General features: G+C 61.3%; 17 protein-coding genes and 1 pseudogene. 3 read left to right on the top strand and 15 right to left on the bottom strand.

Features of this window, described 5'->3' with window-relative positions:
* Positions 1–93: 93 nt before the first annotated feature.
* From V6F91_RS11915 to V6F91_RS11900, 4 genes are all read right to left on the bottom strand, one after another.
* On the bottom strand, positions 94–669 hold the full coding sequence (locus V6F91_RS11915) for a YceI family protein (RefSeq protein WP_008083105.1): 576 nt from the start codon (positions 667–669) through the stop codon (positions 94–96).
* A 31-nt stretch (positions 670–700) separates the two neighbouring features.
* On the bottom strand, positions 701–1,252 hold the full coding sequence (locus V6F91_RS11910; protein ID WP_208939430.1) for a cytochrome b: 552 nt from the start codon (positions 1,250–1,252) through the stop codon (positions 701–703).
* A 334-nt stretch (positions 1,253–1,586) separates the two neighbouring features.
* Positions 1,587–1,745, bottom strand: a complete 159-nt coding sequence (locus tag V6F91_RS11905; RefSeq protein ID WP_332764574.1) for a hypothetical protein — start codon at positions 1,743–1,745, stop codon at positions 1,587–1,589.
* A 181-nt stretch (positions 1,746–1,926) separates the two neighbouring features.
* Positions 1,927–3,708 carry a flavin monoamine oxidase family protein gene (locus V6F91_RS11900; protein WP_332764572.1) on the bottom strand — a complete coding sequence of 594 codons (1,782 nt, stop codon included), beginning with the start codon at positions 3,706–3,708 and terminating at the stop codon, positions 1,927–1,929.
* Positions 3,709–3,931: 223 nt separating this feature from the next.
* On the opposite strand from V6F91_RS11900, the gene V6F91_RS11895 reads away from it, so the two are divergent.
* Positions 3,932–5,338, top strand: a complete 1,407-nt coding sequence (locus tag V6F91_RS11895; RefSeq protein WP_332764570.1) for an adenosylmethionine--8-amino-7-oxononanoate transaminase — start codon at positions 3,932–3,934, stop codon at positions 5,336–5,338.
* 143 nt (positions 5,339–5,481) lie between these two features.
* A complete protein-coding gene (locus tag V6F91_RS11890) occupies positions 5,482–6,201 on the top strand; it encodes a 16S rRNA (uracil(1498)-N(3))-methyltransferase (RefSeq protein ID WP_332764568.1) in 720 nt (239 codons plus the stop codon).
* Positions 6,202–6,387: 186 nt separating this feature from the next.
* On the opposite strand, the gene trhA is transcribed toward V6F91_RS11890, so the two are convergent.
* Entirely contained in the window at positions 6,388–7,005 is a 618-nt protein-coding gene (gene trhA / locus V6F91_RS11885; protein ID WP_007964065.1) for a PAQR family membrane homeostasis protein TrhA, read from the bottom strand.
* A gap of 140 nt (positions 7,006–7,145) precedes the next feature.
* On the opposite strand from trhA, the gene V6F91_RS11880 reads away from it, so the two are divergent.
* The gene (locus V6F91_RS11880; RefSeq protein WP_116028388.1) at positions 7,146–8,066 is read left to right on the top strand and encodes a LysR family transcriptional regulator; all 921 of its coding nucleotides are present in this window, start codon (positions 7,146–7,148) and stop codon (positions 8,064–8,066) included.
* A 216-nt stretch (positions 8,067–8,282) separates the two neighbouring features.
* On the opposite strand, the gene madM is transcribed toward V6F91_RS11880, so the two are convergent.
* The 10 genes and pseudogenes from madM to V6F91_RS11830 form a co-directional block, all read right to left on the bottom strand.
* A complete protein-coding gene (madM, locus tag V6F91_RS11875) occupies positions 8,283–9,047 on the bottom strand; it encodes a malonate transporter subunit MadM (protein WP_332764564.1) in 765 nt (254 codons plus the stop codon).
* 5 nt (positions 9,048–9,052) lie between these two features.
* The gene (madL, locus tag V6F91_RS11870) at positions 9,053–9,445 is read right to left on the bottom strand and encodes a malonate transporter subunit MadL (RefSeq protein WP_101161179.1); all 393 of its coding nucleotides are present in this window, start codon (positions 9,443–9,445) and stop codon (positions 9,053–9,055) included.
* A gap of 66 nt (positions 9,446–9,511) precedes the next feature.
* Positions 9,512–10,432, bottom strand: coding sequence for a malonate decarboxylase subunit epsilon (gene mdcH, locus V6F91_RS11865; protein ID WP_332764559.1), 921 nt, complete (start codon positions 10,430–10,432; stop codon positions 9,512–9,514).
* The gene (locus V6F91_RS11860) at positions 10,429–11,049 is read right to left on the bottom strand and encodes a malonate decarboxylase holo-ACP synthase (protein ID WP_332764557.1); all 621 of its coding nucleotides are present in this window, start codon (positions 11,047–11,049) and stop codon (positions 10,429–10,431) included. The genes mdcH and V6F91_RS11860 overlap by 4 nt, the downstream gene beginning before the upstream one ends.
* A complete protein-coding gene (gene mdcE / locus V6F91_RS11855) occupies positions 11,043–11,828 on the bottom strand; it encodes a biotin-independent malonate decarboxylase subunit gamma (RefSeq protein WP_332764555.1) in 786 nt (261 codons plus the stop codon). The genes V6F91_RS11860 and mdcE overlap by 7 nt, the downstream gene beginning before the upstream one ends.
* Positions 11,825–12,676 (bottom strand): biotin-independent malonate decarboxylase subunit beta, encoded by an 852-nt coding sequence (locus tag V6F91_RS11850; RefSeq protein ID WP_332764553.1) that lies wholly within the window; start codon positions 12,674–12,676, stop codon positions 11,825–11,827. The genes mdcE and V6F91_RS11850 overlap by 4 nt, the downstream gene beginning before the upstream one ends.
* Positions 12,669–12,968, bottom strand: coding sequence for a malonate decarboxylase subunit delta (locus tag V6F91_RS11845; RefSeq protein ID WP_056786420.1), 300 nt, complete (start codon positions 12,966–12,968; stop codon positions 12,669–12,671). Before V6F91_RS11845 ends, V6F91_RS11850 begins: the two co-directional genes overlap by 8 nt.
* Entirely contained in the window at positions 12,968–13,825 is an 858-nt protein-coding gene (locus tag V6F91_RS11840) for a triphosphoribosyl-dephospho-CoA synthase (RefSeq protein WP_332764549.1), read from the bottom strand. The genes V6F91_RS11845 and V6F91_RS11840 overlap by 1 nt, the downstream gene beginning before the upstream one ends.
* Positions 13,825–15,495: a malonate decarboxylase subunit alpha gene (gene mdcA / locus V6F91_RS11835; protein WP_332764547.1), complete on the bottom strand. Its 1,671-nt coding sequence runs from the start codon at positions 15,493–15,495 to the stop codon at positions 13,825–13,827. The genes V6F91_RS11840 and mdcA overlap by 1 nt, the downstream gene beginning before the upstream one ends.
* A gap of 298 nt (positions 15,496–15,793) precedes the next feature.
* A pseudogene (locus V6F91_RS11830) lies at positions 15,794–16,044 on the bottom strand (DUF6124 family protein); the annotation flags it as partial.
* Positions 16,045–16,118: the final 74 nt, after the last annotated feature.

The following is a 16,118-nucleotide window of genomic DNA, read 5'->3' as shown; positions in this document are numbered from 1 at the left end:
CAGTGCATATGCGGTGGTCTCAAGTCATGAGACGGGCAATAAAAAACGCCCCCGGCCTTTCGACCGGGGGCGTTTTTGTGTGGCGAGCGAAAGTTATTTAACTTTCACGCCTTCCAGCGAGATATCCAGATCCGCAGTTTGCGAGGTAGGACCTGGGCCCTTGATCCCGAAATCGTTCAGGTTCAGGGTGGTCTTGGCGTTGAAGCCAGCACGCTCGCCGCCCCATGGATCCTTGCCTTCGCCATTGAACGTGGCCTTGAAGGTCACAGGCTTGGTCACGCCGTGCAGGGTCAGGTCGCCGGTCACGTCAGCAGTCTTTTCGCCGGTCGATTTAACGGCGGTGGAGACAAACTTGGCATCCGCAAACTTGCCCACGTCCAGGAAGTCTTTGCTGGCGATGTGCTTGTCACGTTCAGCGTGGTTCGACCACAGGCTGGCGGTTTTCACGTCGACAGCGATCTTGCTGGCTTCAGGCTTGGCCGAATCCCACGAGAACGTACCGTCGAAATCCTTGAAAGTACCGTGGATGAAGCTGTAGCCCAGGTGGCTGATTTTCCAGTCAACGAAGGCGTGCTGACCTTCCTTGTCGATTTTGTAATCCGCTGCCATGGCCTGGGCCGAGAGCAGTGCAGAACCGATTGCCAGAGCGGCCAGAGTCTTTTTCAACATGCTTTCTTTTCCTTTGAGTCGAGGTTGAATTTCAGGCTTTGCGACCGAGCATTCGGGTAAGGGTCGCATCACGATCGATAAAGTGGTGCTTCAATGCTGCCAACGCATGAAGGCCGGAGAAAATTACCAGCGCCCACGCCAGCCAGAGATGAATCACCCCAGCGGTATCTGCCTGATCCGGTAGCCCGGAGAGCAGTGCAGGAACTTCAAACAGGCCAAACACCGGGATCCCGACACCGTCTGCGGTGGAAATCAGGTAACCGGCAATCATCACAGCGAACAGCGCGAGGTACAGAAACCCGTGGCCGAATTTAGCGCCAATGCGAGTCATGCGGCTGTAGCTTTGCAGCGTCGACGGCGGTGGACTGATAAAGCGCCACAGCACCCGCAACACCATCACACCCAGCAACACCAGACCGATACTCTTGTGCAGGTCCGGCGCGTCTTTGCGCCAGGTGCTGTAGTAATCCAGCCCAACCATCCACAAGCCCAGAGCAAACAGCCCGAAGACCGCGAGCGCCACGCCCCAGTGCATGAAGATGCTGACCCAACCATAGCGCGAAGAAGAGTTACGTAGCTGCATTGCCCAAATCCTGTGAGAACTGCGAACCAAGACTAGCGAGTTATCTATCGAATTAAAGCGGAAAATTTCGCTCTGAAATATCGAGAAATACGATCAAGAGTCTGCAAGAGAGGTGTTAAGAAAGGATTAAAGGCGATTTCGACGCGGGGCGCTTGGATGGATGATCGGTGTTGTGTCTTCGGGCAACACCCACAGTAGGCAGACCTGAACATTCGAAGCCGATAAGCATGTACCGCAGATGCGACCTTCAGGCCTGTTCGGCTGGTTGAGAAAGCTGCCAAACGGCACGGAGTTCTTCAAGTGGGATTTTTAACCGCCGTAAACGTGTGGCGTATCAGTTATGCAATACCGCCGGAGGTTGCAGGCAATCGGCACTGTACGGATCAATCTTGCACTCGTGCGCCAGTTCAGAACCGTAACCGCCGGGAAAGAAATGCCCATTGGTGCAGCCGGGAAGAGCCATCAGTAAAAGCATGAGCGTGAGCGTTTTCATCCAGAGTCTCCGGTTTTTCACAGCATAGAGTTGTCGGTCTGGCAGCCGCCATCCCCTCATTCCGAGTGTCTTGTGGGAAGCCTCCGGTACGCCGGTAAGCTGCGTGACCGTACGGCGAAGGATAAAAATCCAGGCAAAAAAAACGCGACCCGAGGGCCGCGTTTTTCATGGGAGCAAAGCCTTACTGCGCTTTGGTCTCGGTGGTTGCCGCAGGCGTGGCTGCTGGCTTGGCCGCTGGCTTCTTCGCCGGTTCAGCCTTTTTTGCTGGCGCTTTGGCCGCGGGCTTTTTCGTTTCGGTTTTCGCAGCAGGCTTCTTCGCAGCAGGCTTGGCCGCGGCTTTCTTCGCCGGCTCGGCTTTCGCCGGGGTAGCTGGCTTCGGTGCTTCCACCGGAGCTGGCGCAGGTGCTGGAGTCGGTGCAGGCGCTGGGGCGACTGGAGCAGGTGCCGGTTCTGGAGCCTTCACCGGTTCTGCTTTCTTCTCATCATCCGAGCCACCGAACAGGTTGCTGAAGAAGTTGCCCTTCTTCGCCGCCACGGCACCCGCCGCGCCTGCCGCTGCGGCGGCTGGCACCACTTTGACCGGTTCAAACGACTTGCCTGCCGCCAGATCTTCAACCTGGCTGGCCGCGCGCTGGCCGGTGCGCAGTGCACCTTCCAGGGTGCCTGGGTACAAGGTGTCGGTGTGTTCGCCAGCGAACGCTACGCGTTGCAGCGGACGTTCCCACAGACGCCAGAACTTGCTGATTTGCCCCGGGCCGTAAGCCAGGTAGGCGCCGCCCATCGACGGGTCGGTGCTGTAGCGGCGGATTTCATAACCGGTGAACGAGCCACGGGCCTGTGGATAAAACGCGTGCAGACGGATCAGCACCTGATCGACCATCTGCTTGTCGCCAAAGGCCTGCATCACGCGGGCATTGTCGCCGGACAGGTTGATCACCACATTGGCGCCACCTTTCAGCGCTGGCTCGATCCAGAGCATGCCCAGACCTGCGTTGCTGTAGATCTCGCCGGACATGCGCGCCTTGCTTTCCCACACTGGCGTCTTGAACTTCAGCATGATCTGGTCGCGCCAGCCGTAGTTGGTGCCTTTGATCGCCGCCAGATGCTGGGCATCCAGCGCCGGCGTCAGGGCAATCTTGTTCAGTGCGCGCAATGGCACCGCGAGCACCACGTAGTCAGCCTGGTAACCGACACCGCCAACCTTGACGGTGACGCCGTCCTTGTCCTGGGTGATGGCCGAGACCGGGGAATTGGTCTTGATGGTCTTGATCTGTTTGACGAACGCCTGCGCCAGCACCTGGCTGCCGCCGACCAGCCGTGAAGCGCGCAGGTCACGGTCGGAAACGCCGCGATAGACGCGGTTCTGCTGGGCGAAGTACAGCAGCGACAGCCGCGAAGGCTCGTCGTAATGGGTGCGAATGTCCTGATTGATCAACTGACGCGCCGTCGCCGGCAGGTTCTGCTTGTCGAGCCAGCTCGACACGGTGATCTGGTCCAGCGCGTGCAGGGTGCTGGTCGCCGCCGGGTTTTGCGGATCGTCGATCGAGCGCGCCAGATCGTCGAGGGTTTTCTGATAGCGCTTCAAGGCATCGGCAGTGGCAGGTTGCTTGGTCGCCAGGTCAGTTGCGGAGAAATAGTCGCCGTCGATCAAGTAACCCGGCGTGCGCACGAATTCCGGTGCCGGGGTGGTGCCGAGCTTGAAGGTCGACACGTACTTGTTCAGCACCGGCTGGGTCTTGTCGTTGCCGATCCACTCGCTGGTGGCCATGCCCGAGCGTCCGCCCAGGCTCGGCTTGGCTTCGAGCAAGGTCACCTGCCAGCCCTTGTTTTGCAGCTCGTAAGCGGCGGTCAAGCCCGACAGGCCGCCGCCAATCACGATTGCAGTTTTATCCTTGGCCAGCGCTGTAACGCTGAACAGCCCCAACATCACCAGCGCACAGGCGCGCAGCCAACCGACAGACATTCAGCGAACTCCGGAAAAACATGTGGGAAAAAGCAGTTTGGCGGGTCAGACGACCCAAAGAACCGCGAAGAATACGTTAGCCATCAAAACGCCGCCAGCGACGTCTATCGGCTCAGACAAAGTAGCTCAATCGACACAATGGGTTGTCCCCGCGCGACGCATTGCATAGGCTTGCGCGATTGTTTGCCCGCGCCTGTCGCGAGCCGCCTCGAGGAGACTGTAAATGGGCCTGAATAACCAGTGGATGCAACGCGATCTCGCGGTGTTGTGGCATCCCTGCACCCAGATGAAAGACCACGAACAATTGCCGCTGATCCCGATCAAGCGCGGCGAAGGCGTCTGGCTCGAAGACTTCGAAGGCAAGCGTTACCTCGACGCGGTCAGCTCGTGGTGGGTCAACGTGTTCGGCCACGCCAACCCGCGGATCAACCAGCGCATCAAGGACCAGGTCGACCAGCTCGAGCACGTGATTCTCGCCGGCTTCAGCCATCAACCGGTGATCGAGCTGTCCGAGCGCCTGGTGAAGATGACGCCGGAAGGTCTGAACCGGGTGTTCTACGCTGACAACGGCTCGTCGTGCATCGAAGTCGCGCTGAAGATGAGCTTCCACTACTGGCTCAATCGCGGCCAACCGAACAAAAAGCGCTTCGTCACCCTGACCAACAGCTACCACGGCGAAACCATGGCGGCGATGGCGGTCGGCGACGTGCCGCTGTTCACCGAGACCTACAAAGCCCTGCTGATGGACACCATCAAGGTGCCGAGCCCGGATTGCTATCTGCGCCCCGACGGCATGAGCTGGGAAGAACACTCGCGCAACCTGTTCGCTGCCATGGAACAAACTCTGGCGGAAAATCATGACAGCGTTGCGGCGGTGATCGTCGAGCCGCTGATTCAGGGCGCCGGCGGCATGCGCATGTATCACCCGGTTTATCTGAAACTGCTGCGCGAAGCCTGCGACCGTTACGGCGTGCACCTGATTCATGACGAAATCGCTGTCGGCTTCGGTCGCACCGGGACGATGTTCGCCTGTGAACAGGCCGGCATCCGTCCGGACTTCCTCTGCCTGTCGAAGGCGCTGACTGGCGGCTACCTGCCGCTCGCGGCATGCCTGACTACCGACGACGTCTACAGCGCGTTCTACGACGATTACCCGACCCTGCGCGCCTTCCTGCATTCGCACAGCTACACCGGCAACCCGCTCGCTTGTGCAGCGGCGCTGGCGACGCTGGATATTTTCGAACAGGACAACGTGATCGCGAACAATCAGGCACTGGCCAAGCGCATGGCCTCGTCGACCGCGCATCTGGTCGATCACCCGAACGTCTGCGAAGTGCGCCAGACCGGCATGGTTCTGGCGATCGAAATGGTCAAGGATAAAGCCAGCAAAGAGGCCTACCCTTGGCAGGAACGCCGTGGCTTGAAGGTGTTCCAGCATGCACTGGAGCGTGGCGCGTTGCTGCGGCCGCTGGGCAGTGTGGTGTATTTCCTGCCGCCGTATGTGATTACCCCGGAGCAGATCGATTTTCTTGCCGAAGTGGCGAGTGAAGGCATTGATATCGCCACGCGTGACAGCGTCAGCGTGGCGGTGCCAAAAGACTTCCACCCCGGCTTCCGTGATCCGGGCTGATTCAGACTTTGTGCTGCCTGCACTGCCGCTTTCGCGAGCAGGCTCGCTCCCACAGGGGAATGCATTTCAAAGGTGGGAGCGAGCCTGCTCGCGAATGCAGTCGACACCAATCCACCTGATTCACATCTTTCCAGAGACCCGAAATGAGACTGTCCCGCTTCTTTATCGACGCCCCGCTGGGCACCGGCGAACACGAACTGCCGGAAGCCCAGGCGCATTACATCAGCCGCGTGCTGCGCATGGCCGAGGGCGATGCGGTGCAGATGTTCGACGGTTCCGGCCATGAGTTTCGCGGATCGCTGGTTGAGGTCGGCAAGAAGCGCGTCGTCGTGCAGATCGATGAACAACTGCCGGGTCAGGTCGAGTCGCCGCTGCACATCCACCTCGGCCAGGGCTTGTCCCGGGGCGAGCGCATGGACTGGGCGATTCAGAAAGCCACCGAATTGGGCGTGAATGAAATCACGCCGATCTTCAGCGACCGCTGCGAAGTCCGTCTCAAGGATGAACGCGCCGACAAACGCCTGCTGCACTGGCGCCAGGTGGCGATCAGCGCCTGCGAACAATGCGGGCGCTCGCGAGTCCCTGTGATTCATCCGCCGGTGCTGTTGGCGGACTGGATCAAGCACACTGAAGCCGAGTTGAAACTGGTTCTGCATCCGGTGGCTGAGCCAATGGTCAGCCATGCCCGACCGGCGACGCTGGCGTTCCTGATCGGCCCGGAAGGTGGCCTGTCCGATGCCGAAGTCGAGCAGGCCAAAGGCAACGGTTTCCACGCCGCCCGCCTCGGCCCGCGCGTGCTGCGCACCGAAACCGCGCCGGTTGTGGCGCTGGCGGTGGCGCAGCAGCTTTGGGGGGATTTCTAGGACGCCATCGCTGGCAAGCCAGCTCCCACAAGAGAGCCTGGGTTCGCACAAATGTTGTGCTCACTGGATATCTACTGTGGGAGCGAGCCTGCTCGCGAAAGCGGTGTATCAGCCGACACCAGCATCGGCTGGACTGACGCCCTCGCGAGCAGGCTCGCTCCCACAAGGGATTGGGGATGATTCGGTTTAGAGGACATAAAACAGAATCGCGACAAAGTGCAGCAAGCTCCCGGCAATCACGAACAGATGCCAGATCCCATGGGCGTGCCGCAGCCGGTGATCGAGGGCAAAAAAGATAATCCCCACCGTATACAAAACCCCGCCCGACGCCAGCCAGGCAAAACCCGCCGTACCCAGCGCCGCGATCAGCGGCTTGACCGCGACCAGCACGATCCAGCCCATCACCGCGTAAATCACGATCGACAGAATCCGTGCCTCGGAGCGCGGTTTGATTTCCTGCAGGATGCCGATCAGCGCCAGCCCCCAGACGATTCCGAACAGCGTCCAGCCCCATGGCCCGCGTAGGGTCACCAGACAAAACGGTGTGTAGCTGCCGGCGATCAGCAGGTAGATCGAAAAATGATCGACCTTCTTCATGATCGCTTTCTTGCGCCCGCGCACGCTGTGGTACACGGTCGATGCGCTGTAGAGCACCAGCAGGGTGAACGCGTAGATCGCCACGCTGACAATCTTCCACGGACTGCCGTCGAGACTGGCGATCACCAGCATCCACACGCCGCCGATAAACGCCGCCACCGCTCCAACCAGGTGGGTCCAGGCGTTGAGTTTTTCCCCGTGATACATGTGTTTCACACCTCGTCTTCATGACCGCAGCGCGCAAGGCTCGGGCCTTGAGCGTAAAAGCGCAATGTTTCTGTTCAACCTCGCCTGCGCGGCACGCGGGAATTGGGCACAATCGGTCGATACCAAAAAGAGTCCGCGCCATGCTGATCGACGAAGAATTGACCCTGAAAAAACTCGAGGTGTTCCTCGCCTTCATGCGCACCGGCAACCTCGCCCGCGCCGCCGCCGAGCTGCAGACCAGCAACGTCAGCGTGCACCGCGCGATTCACTCGCTCGAAAGCGCCCTGCGCTGCCCGCTGTTCAAACACGAAGGGCGCAACCTGACCCCGCTGGAAAGTGCTTATGTGCTGGAAGAACGTGCGCAGAAGCTGATCAACGACGTGGTCGAAAGCGTGCGCCTGACCCGCGAAGCCGCCGGTTTCTCGGCCGAGCGTTTCAAGCTCGGCTCGCTGTATTCGCTGACGGTGAAGACCGTGCCGCAACTGATCATGGGCCTGAAAATCCGCCGCAGCGAACTCAACATCGACCTGATCCTGGGCTCGAACATCGACCTGCTCTACAAGCTGAAGAACATGGAGGTCGACGCGATTCTGGTGTCACTCGACGACAGCATCAACGACCCGGACTGCGAGCAGATTGCGCTGTTCTCCGATGACATATTCCTCGCCACCCCGGCGGATTCGAAGTTCGCCCAGCGCAGTGAAGTCGATCTGGCCGAGGTGCGCGATGAAACCTTCATCACCCTGACCCAGGGCTTCGCCACGCATCAGGATGGCAACCGGGTGTTCAAGCAGGCGGGATTCGAGCCGAAAGTCGCGATGCAGGTGAACGACATTTTCACCCTGTTGAGCATGGTCAGTTCCGGGGTCGGTTATGCGTTGTTGCCGGGGCGGATTGCGGCGGTGTACGAGAATCGGGTGAAGCTGATTCCATTGCAGGAAAAGTATCGGTTGCAGCAGCACATCGGGGTGGTGTTCTTGAAGGCCAAGGAAAGGGACCCGAATCTGCTGGCGTTGCTGGCGGAGTGTCGGATGTATGCCAATCGGCAGACTGGGGTTTAGATCAAGATCAAGATCAAGAGCTACCCCCTCACCCCAGCCCTCTCCCCCAAGGGGGCGAGGGGAAAGGGAGCAGATCGGGGGCTTTTCAGAACCTGAGTTCGACACAGACATTTCAGATCTATGAAACTCCTACATCCACCTCGGTCAGTCCCCTCTCCCTCCGGGCGGTCCGACGTTTCGGGAGGGCTAGGGTGAGGGGCTTCTGGAGGTGACTAGCTAGCCCATCAAGCCTCGCATCGCCAGAAACAACACCGAAGGCCCAAGCAAACACCCAAGGGCCGTATAAAACGCCGCCGTCAGGCAACCATAAGGCACCAGCTTCGGATCTGTCGCCGCCAACCCACCAGCGACGCCACTTGAGGTGCCCATCAAACCGCCGAAAATCACTGCACTGCGCGGGTTGTTCAAGCCGATCATCGGCGCCACGAACGGCGTCATCACCATCACAAGGATCGCCTTGATCAACCCCGCCGCAATCGACAGCGCCATCACCTCGGAACTGGCACCGATTGCCGCGCCCGTCACCGGTCCGACAATGTAGGTCACGGCGCCAGCGCCAATTGTGGTCAGGCTCACCGCATCGGTATACCCGAACGCCATCGCCACACCCACGCCCGCAACAAACGAGGTGCCGACGCCAACGAACAACGCCAGCACGCCGACAAACCCGGCGCGTTTAAGCTCGTCGACACTCACGCCAAACGCTGTGGCGACAATCGCGAAGTCACGCAACATCGCACCGCCAAGCAGTCCGATACCCGACAACAAGGGAATATCCACCACGCCTTTTTGCCCACCGGTCAGCGCGCCGCCGACATACGACAGCAGCAGGCCGAGCAGAATGGCAATCGCCGAGCCGTGCAAGCGGCCCTTGGTGAAGGTGTTGGACATCCAGTAGGACACCCACATGGTCAGGCCGACAATCAAAAAGCCGCTGATCAGGCCGTAGCCGGTGATCACTTTCATCATCGATTCGTACATGGCGCTTACCCCGCAGTCTTGGCTGGAGCAATCGGCGTCTGTTGCTTGTTGCCCATGCGCGTCAGCACCGGCACCAGAGCAAAGGCGATGACCACGGCCAGCGTGCCGGCGAGAATCGCCATCGGCCCGCCCTTCAGCGCGCCGTAGACGTTCTGCTGCGCCGCCATGGCGACCACGATAGGAATGTAGATAGCACTCCAGAACTCCACGCCCTGCTCGGTCTTGCCCTTGAGCCAGCCGCTTTTGTACAGATAACTGCCGAGGCCGATCAGCAGCAGCATCGCAATGCCGACACCGCCGACGTTGGCCGGCACGCCGATCAGCTTGCCGAGCAGTTCACCGACCCAGATACCGACCAGCGTACAAAAGGCGAGAAACGCCACACCGTAAATAATCATTGTTGTAGTCCTCAAAGTGCATCGTCGAATGTTGTTTTTGTTGTTCGAAGCTTGAGTCGCGGCGGTTTAGAGTCGGCGGTTTCCCTCCTCTCGCAACAGCGCTTGCAAGGTGTCGAGGCGGGCACTGTCGAAGGCCGTGACGGTGCCCTGCTCAAATACCCGGCGCGCCAGCCCGGTCAGCACCGCACCGGGCGGCAGTTCGATCTGTAAGCGCACGCCGCGCTCGTAGGCGCTTTGCACGGTGCCGCGCCAGTCCACCACGCGGCACATATTGAAGGCGAGGTCGTCGCGCAGCGCTTCTACCTTGGTCACAGGCCGCGCACGACTGCCACTCAGGTAAGCGATCTTCGGGGTTCTCAGTCCAACCTTCGCAAAGGCTTCGGCGAGGGTTCGCGCCGGTTCGTCCAGCAGGGGACAGTGCGACGGCACACTCACCGCCAGACGTTTCGCCAGACCGGCGCCACGACTTCGCGCCAGTTCGGCCACCGCTTGCATGCCGTCGTCACTGCCAGCGATGACCACCTGATTATCGGCATTGATATTTGCCAGATACACCGGCGAATCCTCGCTGTGCACCTGCGCCAGCAGCGTTTCGACTGTGGATAATTGCAGGCCGATGATCGCGGTCATGCCGTAGCCCTGTGGATAAGCCTGCTGCATCAGCTCACCGCGCAGGCTGACCAGATGCAACGCGTCACTGAAGCTCAAAGCCCCGGCGACCACCGCAGCCGGATAGGCACCGATGGACAGACCGGCGACGTAATCCGCCGCCAGCCCGTCCTGCAGCAGTTGCCGTGAAGCCGCGACACCGGCGATCAACAGGCACAGCTGAACCGCACGCGTCGTGCGCAACGCTTCGGCACAATCCAGCCGCGAGACATCTTCACCGAGCACATCGCTGGCCTCGGTCAACGTTTCCCCAGGCAAGCGCTGGAGCATGCCCACTTGCTGCGCGCCCTGGCCGGGAAACACCAGCAGACTGCTCACGCTGCTTGCTCCTGCGGGTTCCACGGATCAATCACCAGGCAAGCCTGATCAGCTTTTTTCAGCAGCACTCGGGACGAACCGCCAGCCCATTCACGCAGCGCCAAAGCGCCGAATGGCGTCTGCAATTGCATGTCGACCCGGCACACAGCCTGATCGAATAGCGCCACAAGTTTGCATGCCTGATTGCGTGTGATCATCTGCGGCGCACGCAGAATCAGATCGAGATCACTGGCCGTATGCATCGCTTTAAAACCGCTGGCCAGCTCAAAGCCGACACTGCCGCTGACACCCCAGACCCAACCACAGTCATCGAGCCTCGGACGCAATTGCCTGAGCGCCTGCATGACCGGCAGATCACGTGCGCTGTCGACATGACACAACGCTTCAGGACTGACCCGCCGCGCAATCGAATCGACGCGCATGAACGCCGCCAGCCGCTGCTCACGCAGCAACCCGCGCACGCCCACCGCGATCAGTCCTTCATCACTCAGCGCGCGCCGCACCACCACCGGCTGCCCGGCGACCAGCGAAACAACTGCCCAGTGCGGCGCATCCGCCGGCAACTGCGCAGGCGCCATGCCCCAGAGCAGATCATGGGCCAGTGGCATGTTCACCACTGCGCCCTCAACAGCTCGCGTACTTTGCTCGACGCCGCGCGGTTGCTGGCGCCGAGGCGATTACTCAGGTCGGTGCTGGCGATATCGCCGATGGCTTGCTTGAGGCATTCAGTGACCCGCGCCAGATCCTCCGCCGTCGGTTGTTCGATCTGCTGCACCGAGAGAGTTTCCCAGAGCAGGCCGAGGCTGGCGTAGCTGTCGATGTCGTAGGCCATCGGCGGCACGCTGGCGGCCAGTGCTTCCAGTTCTTCAACGCTGCGCAAGGTTACCCGCGCCGCCGAGGCCTTGCCCATTGCATGCACCATGACCCCGGGATCGCGCAGGGCGATCAGGCGGTTGGCCTGATAACCGTGAGCCAGAAATGCGCCAGACATGGCCTTGCCCACCAGCAGCGCAATCAGCGGATGCCCGGCCAATCGTGCACGAGCATAACTGTCCGCCGCGCCGGCCAGCGCCTGATGAATGCCCAGTGCTTCTTCGCGACGACCGTAGGCCTGGCTCGGCACATCGACGATGGCGATGATCGGGCGTTTCTGTGTCTTGTCGCGGTCGGCTGCGATTGCATCGTCTACAGCCTTGGCCAGCCCCCAGCCTTCGAGCAAGCCGACTTCGCCGTTGCGAGCGCGTGGGAAACGGTTGTCCGGATCAGCGACCACGGCGATAAAACGTCCGAGTTCAGCGTCAGCGACTTTCAACGACGGAGGCAGGCCTTCGACGCTTTTAGCGCCCGCGATCAAGGCGTTGAACCAGTGCAAACCGCGCAATGAATAACCGCTCATGAACGCTCTCCTTGATACAGATCGCGAACCACCTGGGGCTCGATTTGCTGTTCAGTGTTCAGACTGCCCAGACGCTGCAGAAACCATTCGGCGCTCTGGCTGCGTGGCTGAGCCGGCAAACCTTGCTGGAGCAATTCGCCGACCTGCTGACGAATCTGCGCCACGTCATCGCCAACGTAACGATCCACCAGACCGCTGTTGAAGCGTTGCTCGCCCCCGGTCAGGCTCCAGATGAACGGCCGGTCGCGCGAGTCGTATTCCTCGATCCCGGCTTCCTGCTCGATGACTTGCGGGCCGTTCAGGCCAAGACGTGCTTCCTGGGTCACCAGCAGATAGCTGCACAGCGCCGCGGCAATCGACATGCCGCCGAAGCAACCGACGCTGCCGGCGACCACGCCGACCACCGGTTGGTATTGCTGCAAATCGACAATCGCCGCGTGAATATCAGCAATCGCCGCGAGGCCGAGATTGGCTTCCTGCAAGCGCACGCCACCGGTTTCCAGCAGCAACACCGCGCGGGTGGGGATACCTTTGCGGTTGTCCTCGGCGGCCAGTTCCAGCGCGCCGGCAATCTTTGCCCCGCCGACTTCACCGAGGCTGCCGCCCTGAAACGCGCCTTCGATCGCGGCAATCACCACCGGCAAACCGTCGAGGCTGCCCTTGGCGATGATCACGCCGTCGTCGGCCTGCGGCACCACGCCCTGGCGTTCCAGCCACGGCGACATCACCCGTTGAAACGGGTCGAGCAGTTCACGAAAGGTCCCGGCGTCGAGCAAGGCTTTCGCCCGTTGCCGGGCGCCGAGTTCGACGAAGCTGTGTTTGTTGAGCAACGCGGCGCTGTCAGTCATGGCCGATCTCCTCGAAACCCTGTTCCAGACGCAAGCGCACCACTCCCGGCGTCGCGCCGAAATCGTGGATGTCGATGGCCATCGCCGGTGGCGTGGTGCCGTCGAACATCCGCGCAAACAGATGCTGCCAGCGCTGTTGCGCGCCGTTGACCGAGGTCTGCACGTTGATCGTCAACTTGCCGGCCAGGCCCGGTTCGATCAGCACTTCCAGGTCCCCCGAGCCAACACAACCGACCAGCGCACGCCCGCGTGGCGGCTGCCCGGCGGGGAATTCAAACGATAGGCTTTCCATCAAAACGCTCCCTGAAAGATGCCGTCGCGCTCGATTCGATCGAGCAGCAGCGTGGCGGCGAGCAAGTCGGCGGCGCCACCGGGCGAGGCATTCAATGCGATGAGTTGTTGATCCAGTTCGTGCAGGCGACGGCGGCCTGTAAGGCTGGCACTGCCGCCGGCGTCGAGCACCGCTCGCGCGCCGCTTTGCATGGCGTGCAGGCCTTGTTCGCCGGCGCGATAGAGCACGCAGGTGTCGGCCAGTTCGGTCATGATCGCCAGCAAGGCGTCGAGCCGGGCGTTCTGTTCGCCGACGCCGTTGGCGCGGCTGTTCTGCAATTGCGGCAGGCCGCGTTGCAGCACCGAGGGGAAGCCGAGTTGCGCTTCCTCGCGAGCACCGCGTGCGCCGTAACGCTGGGCCACTTGTGCGCCGTGGCTGAGCGGTTTCGGTGCGTAGCGGTCGTCGAGCAGCGCCAGGCGTGCCGCACACAGAGCGATGGAGTTCGGTTGCAGAGCGGCGGCGGTGACCAGCAGACCCAGCGCCCAGATCGCGCCGCGATGGGTATTCACACCGTTAGTCGTCGCAAGCATCGCTTGCTCACCTTCGCGACCGATCCGGCCAATCGCTTCGCGCAACGGCAGACCGACTTCGCCGATGTGCAGCGCGGCCTCGGCCATTTCCTTGTACGCCGGCCACAACGCCAACGCCGAAGCATGCATCAGGCCCAGGTGCAGATCGGTGTGCGCGCCGTTGCCGCGACGGTCGACCAGCGCCGGTTTCGGCGACAGGTCGGCTTCGTCGATCAACGCGTCCACCGCCAGATCGGCCAAGCGGTCAGCCAGCGACAGCGGTTGTGCTTGCAGGTTGAATGCGTGCATTACCAGCTCCTGAATTTGGCGGGCGGGTTGTACAGGCCGCCGGACCACTCGACCAGATCCGCCACGCTTTTCGCCGCGAGCAGTTCCCGGGTGGCGTCGGTGCGGCGAATGCCGAGGTCTTCGGGCAAGGCGATCAAGCCTTCGCGGCGCATGCGTTCGGTGTCTTTCGGGTTGTGGCGCAGGCCAATCGCGGTGACACCGGCGACGGCGGCGATCATCGCCTGGCGTTCTTCCAGCGAGCGCGCCTTGTACAGGTAGGCGATGCCTTCTTCAGTGAGCAGGTGGGTAACGTCGTCGCCGTAGATCATGATCGGCGCCAGCGGCATGCCGCTTTTCTTCGCCACTTCGACCGCGTCGAGGGTTTCGACGAACGTTGGTTTGCCGCCCTCCTGGAACGTTTCGACCATTTGCACCACGAGCTTCTTGCCGCGTTCGAGCATCGGTTGCGGCGCATCGCCGTGACGCATATCGAGCCACGCCGGCGTGCCGTGACGGCGACCACGCGGGTCGTGGCCCATGTTCGGCGCGCCACCGAAACCGGCGAGGCGCCCACGGGTGACGGTCGAGGAATGCCCGTCGCCATCGACTTGCAGCGTCGCGCCGATAAACAGGTCCACCGCGTACTGCCCGGCGAGTTGGCAGACCATGCGGTTGGAACGCAGCGAGCCATCGCGGCCGGTGAAGAACACGTCCGGCCGGGCGGCGATGTAGTTTTCCATGCCGAGTTCGGTGCCGAAACAATGCACGCTTTCGACCCAGCCGCTTTCGATCGCCGGGATCAGCGTCGGGTGCGGGTTGAGGGTCCAGTTGCGGCAGATCTTGCCTTTGAGGCCGAGGGATTCGCCGTAGGTGGGCAGGATCAGTTCGATGGCGGCGGTGTTGAAACCGATGCCGTGGTTGAGCGACTGCACGTTGTGTTTTTCGTAGATCCCGCGGATCGCCATCATCGCCATCAACACATGCACAGGCTTGATGTGGCGCGGGTCGCGGGTGAACAGCGGTTCGATGTAGAACGGTTTGTCGGCGACAACGACGAAATCGACCCATGAGGCAGGAATGTCCACGCGCGGCAGTTCGCTGACGTCATCCACCAACTGGTTGACCTGGACAATGACGATGCCGTCGCTGAACGCGGCCGGTTCGATCAGTGCCGGGGTGTCTTCGGTACTCGGGCCGGTGTAGATGTTGCCGGCGCGGTCGGCCATGAACCCGGCCGAAAGCACGACGTTGGGGATCAGGTCCACCACCAGCCGTGCATAGAGTTCGATGTAGGTGTGGATCGCGCCGACTTCGAGCAGGCCGTCTTCGAGCAACTGGCTGATGCGCAGGCTCTGGGTGCCGGCGAAAGAGAAGTCGAGCTTGCGAGCGATGCCGCGCTCGAACAGATCAAGGTGCTCGGAGCGGCCAACGCTGGGCATGATCATGTGCAGGTCGTGGAGCTTTTGCGGGTCAGCCTTGGCCAGGGAACGGGAAAGAAAATCCGCCTGCTTCTGGTTATTGCCCTCCAGCACTACACGGTCGCCGGGATGGATCAGCGCTTCGAGCGCGGCGACAATTTTGTCGCTGGGCAACACCGCACCATCGGCCAGCCCGCGCACCATGTCGAGCCGGCGCTGCTTCTCATCGCGCCGCCGCGTCCAGCGCGAGTCGGGGGAAATTATTGTTGTCATGCTCACTCCACGGGGTTCGCTGTCGTGGAGCCAAGGTAGGCGTGTGCGTTGGAGGCATCAATCAAGCGCGGTGGTGAATCGTTACGCTGAGCGTAATGGTCAAGAGCGCCCTCACCCTAGCCCTCTCCCGGAGGGAGAGGGGACCGATTGGGGGATGCTCAAGGGATACGGCGACCTGATCGTGCTTTACCAAATCCATAATCGACTGGGTATTTCAGGTCAATGCATAGCGCCAGACACCTCGGTCGGCCCCCTCTCCCTCCGGGAGAGGGCTGGGGTGAGGGTCGGCTTTTTTTCGCTATTCCGTCGGCACCAACCTGTCCGACACGCGGTTGACCGCCATCTCCGCCACCATCACCACTTGCGCAATACCCTGCACAGTTTTGCGGTGCGTACCTTCCACCATTGCCGCATGGTTATTGAGCATCACCGTAGCCGAGCAGAGGGTTTCGCTGGCGTCGGCCAGCAGGGATTCGGTGTCGGCCTTCGGGTTGGCCATGTACAGCGTATTGGGGTGTAAGGCGTGGCCATGAGGTCCCCCATCGCTGGCAAGCCAGCTCCCACAGTGTCCGAGTTGTATTCGAATTCGGTGTACCACACAAAACCCTGTGGGAGCTGGCTTG

Source organism: Pseudomonas koreensis (genome assembly GCF_036668835.1).
GTDB classification, from domain to species: Bacteria; Pseudomonadota; Gammaproteobacteria; order Pseudomonadales; family Pseudomonadaceae; genus Aquipseudomonas; species Aquipseudomonas koreensis_I.
The sequence above is the reverse complement of the archived record's forward strand: the minus strand, read 5'-3'. Positions and strand labels throughout refer to the sequence as shown.

Excerpts from the sequence above, each read along its gene's own strand:
- madL (WP_101161179.1), bottom strand. The coding sequence starts at position 9,445 with ATGATTATTTACGGTGTGGCGTTTCTCGCCTTTTGTACGCTGGTCGGT.
- V6F91_RS11880 (WP_116028388.1), top strand. The coding sequence starts at position 7,146 with ATGCTGATCGACGAAGAATTGACCCTGAAAAAACTCGAGGTGTTCCTC.
- V6F91_RS11845 (WP_056786420.1), bottom strand. The coding sequence starts at position 12,968 with ATGGAAAGCCTATCGTTTGAATTCCCCGCCGGGCAGCCGCCACGCGGG.
- V6F91_RS11915 (WP_008083105.1), bottom strand. The coding sequence starts at position 669 with ATGTTGAAAAAGACTCTGGCCGCTCTGGCAATCGGTTCTGCACTGCTC.
- V6F91_RS11890 (WP_332764568.1), top strand. The coding sequence starts at position 5,482 with ATGAGACTGTCCCGCTTCTTTATCGACGCCCCGCTGGGCACCGGCGAA.
- trhA (WP_007964065.1), bottom strand. The coding sequence starts at position 7,005 with ATGTATCACGGGGAAAAACTCAACGCCTGGACCCACCTGGTTGGAGCG.
- V6F91_RS11900 (WP_332764572.1), bottom strand. The coding sequence starts at position 3,708 with ATGTCTGTCGGTTGGCTGCGCGCCTGTGCGCTGGTGATGTTGGGGCTG.
- mdcA (WP_332764547.1), bottom strand. The coding sequence starts at position 15,495 with ATGACAACAATAATTTCCCCCGACTCGCGCTGGACGCGGCGGCGCGAT.
- V6F91_RS11910 (WP_208939430.1), bottom strand. The coding sequence starts at position 1,252 with ATGCAGCTACGTAACTCTTCTTCGCGCTATGGTTGGGTCAGCATCTTC.
- V6F91_RS11895 (WP_332764570.1), top strand. The coding sequence starts at position 3,932 with ATGGGCCTGAATAACCAGTGGATGCAACGCGATCTCGCGGTGTTGTGG.
- V6F91_RS11905 (WP_332764574.1), bottom strand. The coding sequence starts at position 1,745 with ATGAAAACGCTCACGCTCATGCTTTTACTGATGGCTCTTCCCGGCTGC.
- mdcE (WP_332764555.1), bottom strand. The coding sequence starts at position 11,828 with ATGAGCGGTTATTCATTGCGCGGTTTGCACTGGTTCAACGCCTTGATC.
- V6F91_RS11850 (WP_332764553.1), bottom strand. The coding sequence starts at position 12,676 with ATGACTGACAGCGCCGCGTTGCTCAACAAACACAGCTTCGTCGAACTC.
- madM (WP_332764564.1), bottom strand. The coding sequence starts at position 9,047 with ATGTACGAATCGATGATGAAAGTGATCACCGGCTACGGCCTGATCAGC.
- V6F91_RS11840 (WP_332764549.1), bottom strand. The coding sequence starts at position 13,825 with ATGCACGCATTCAACCTGCAAGCACAACCGCTGTCGCTGGCTGACCGC.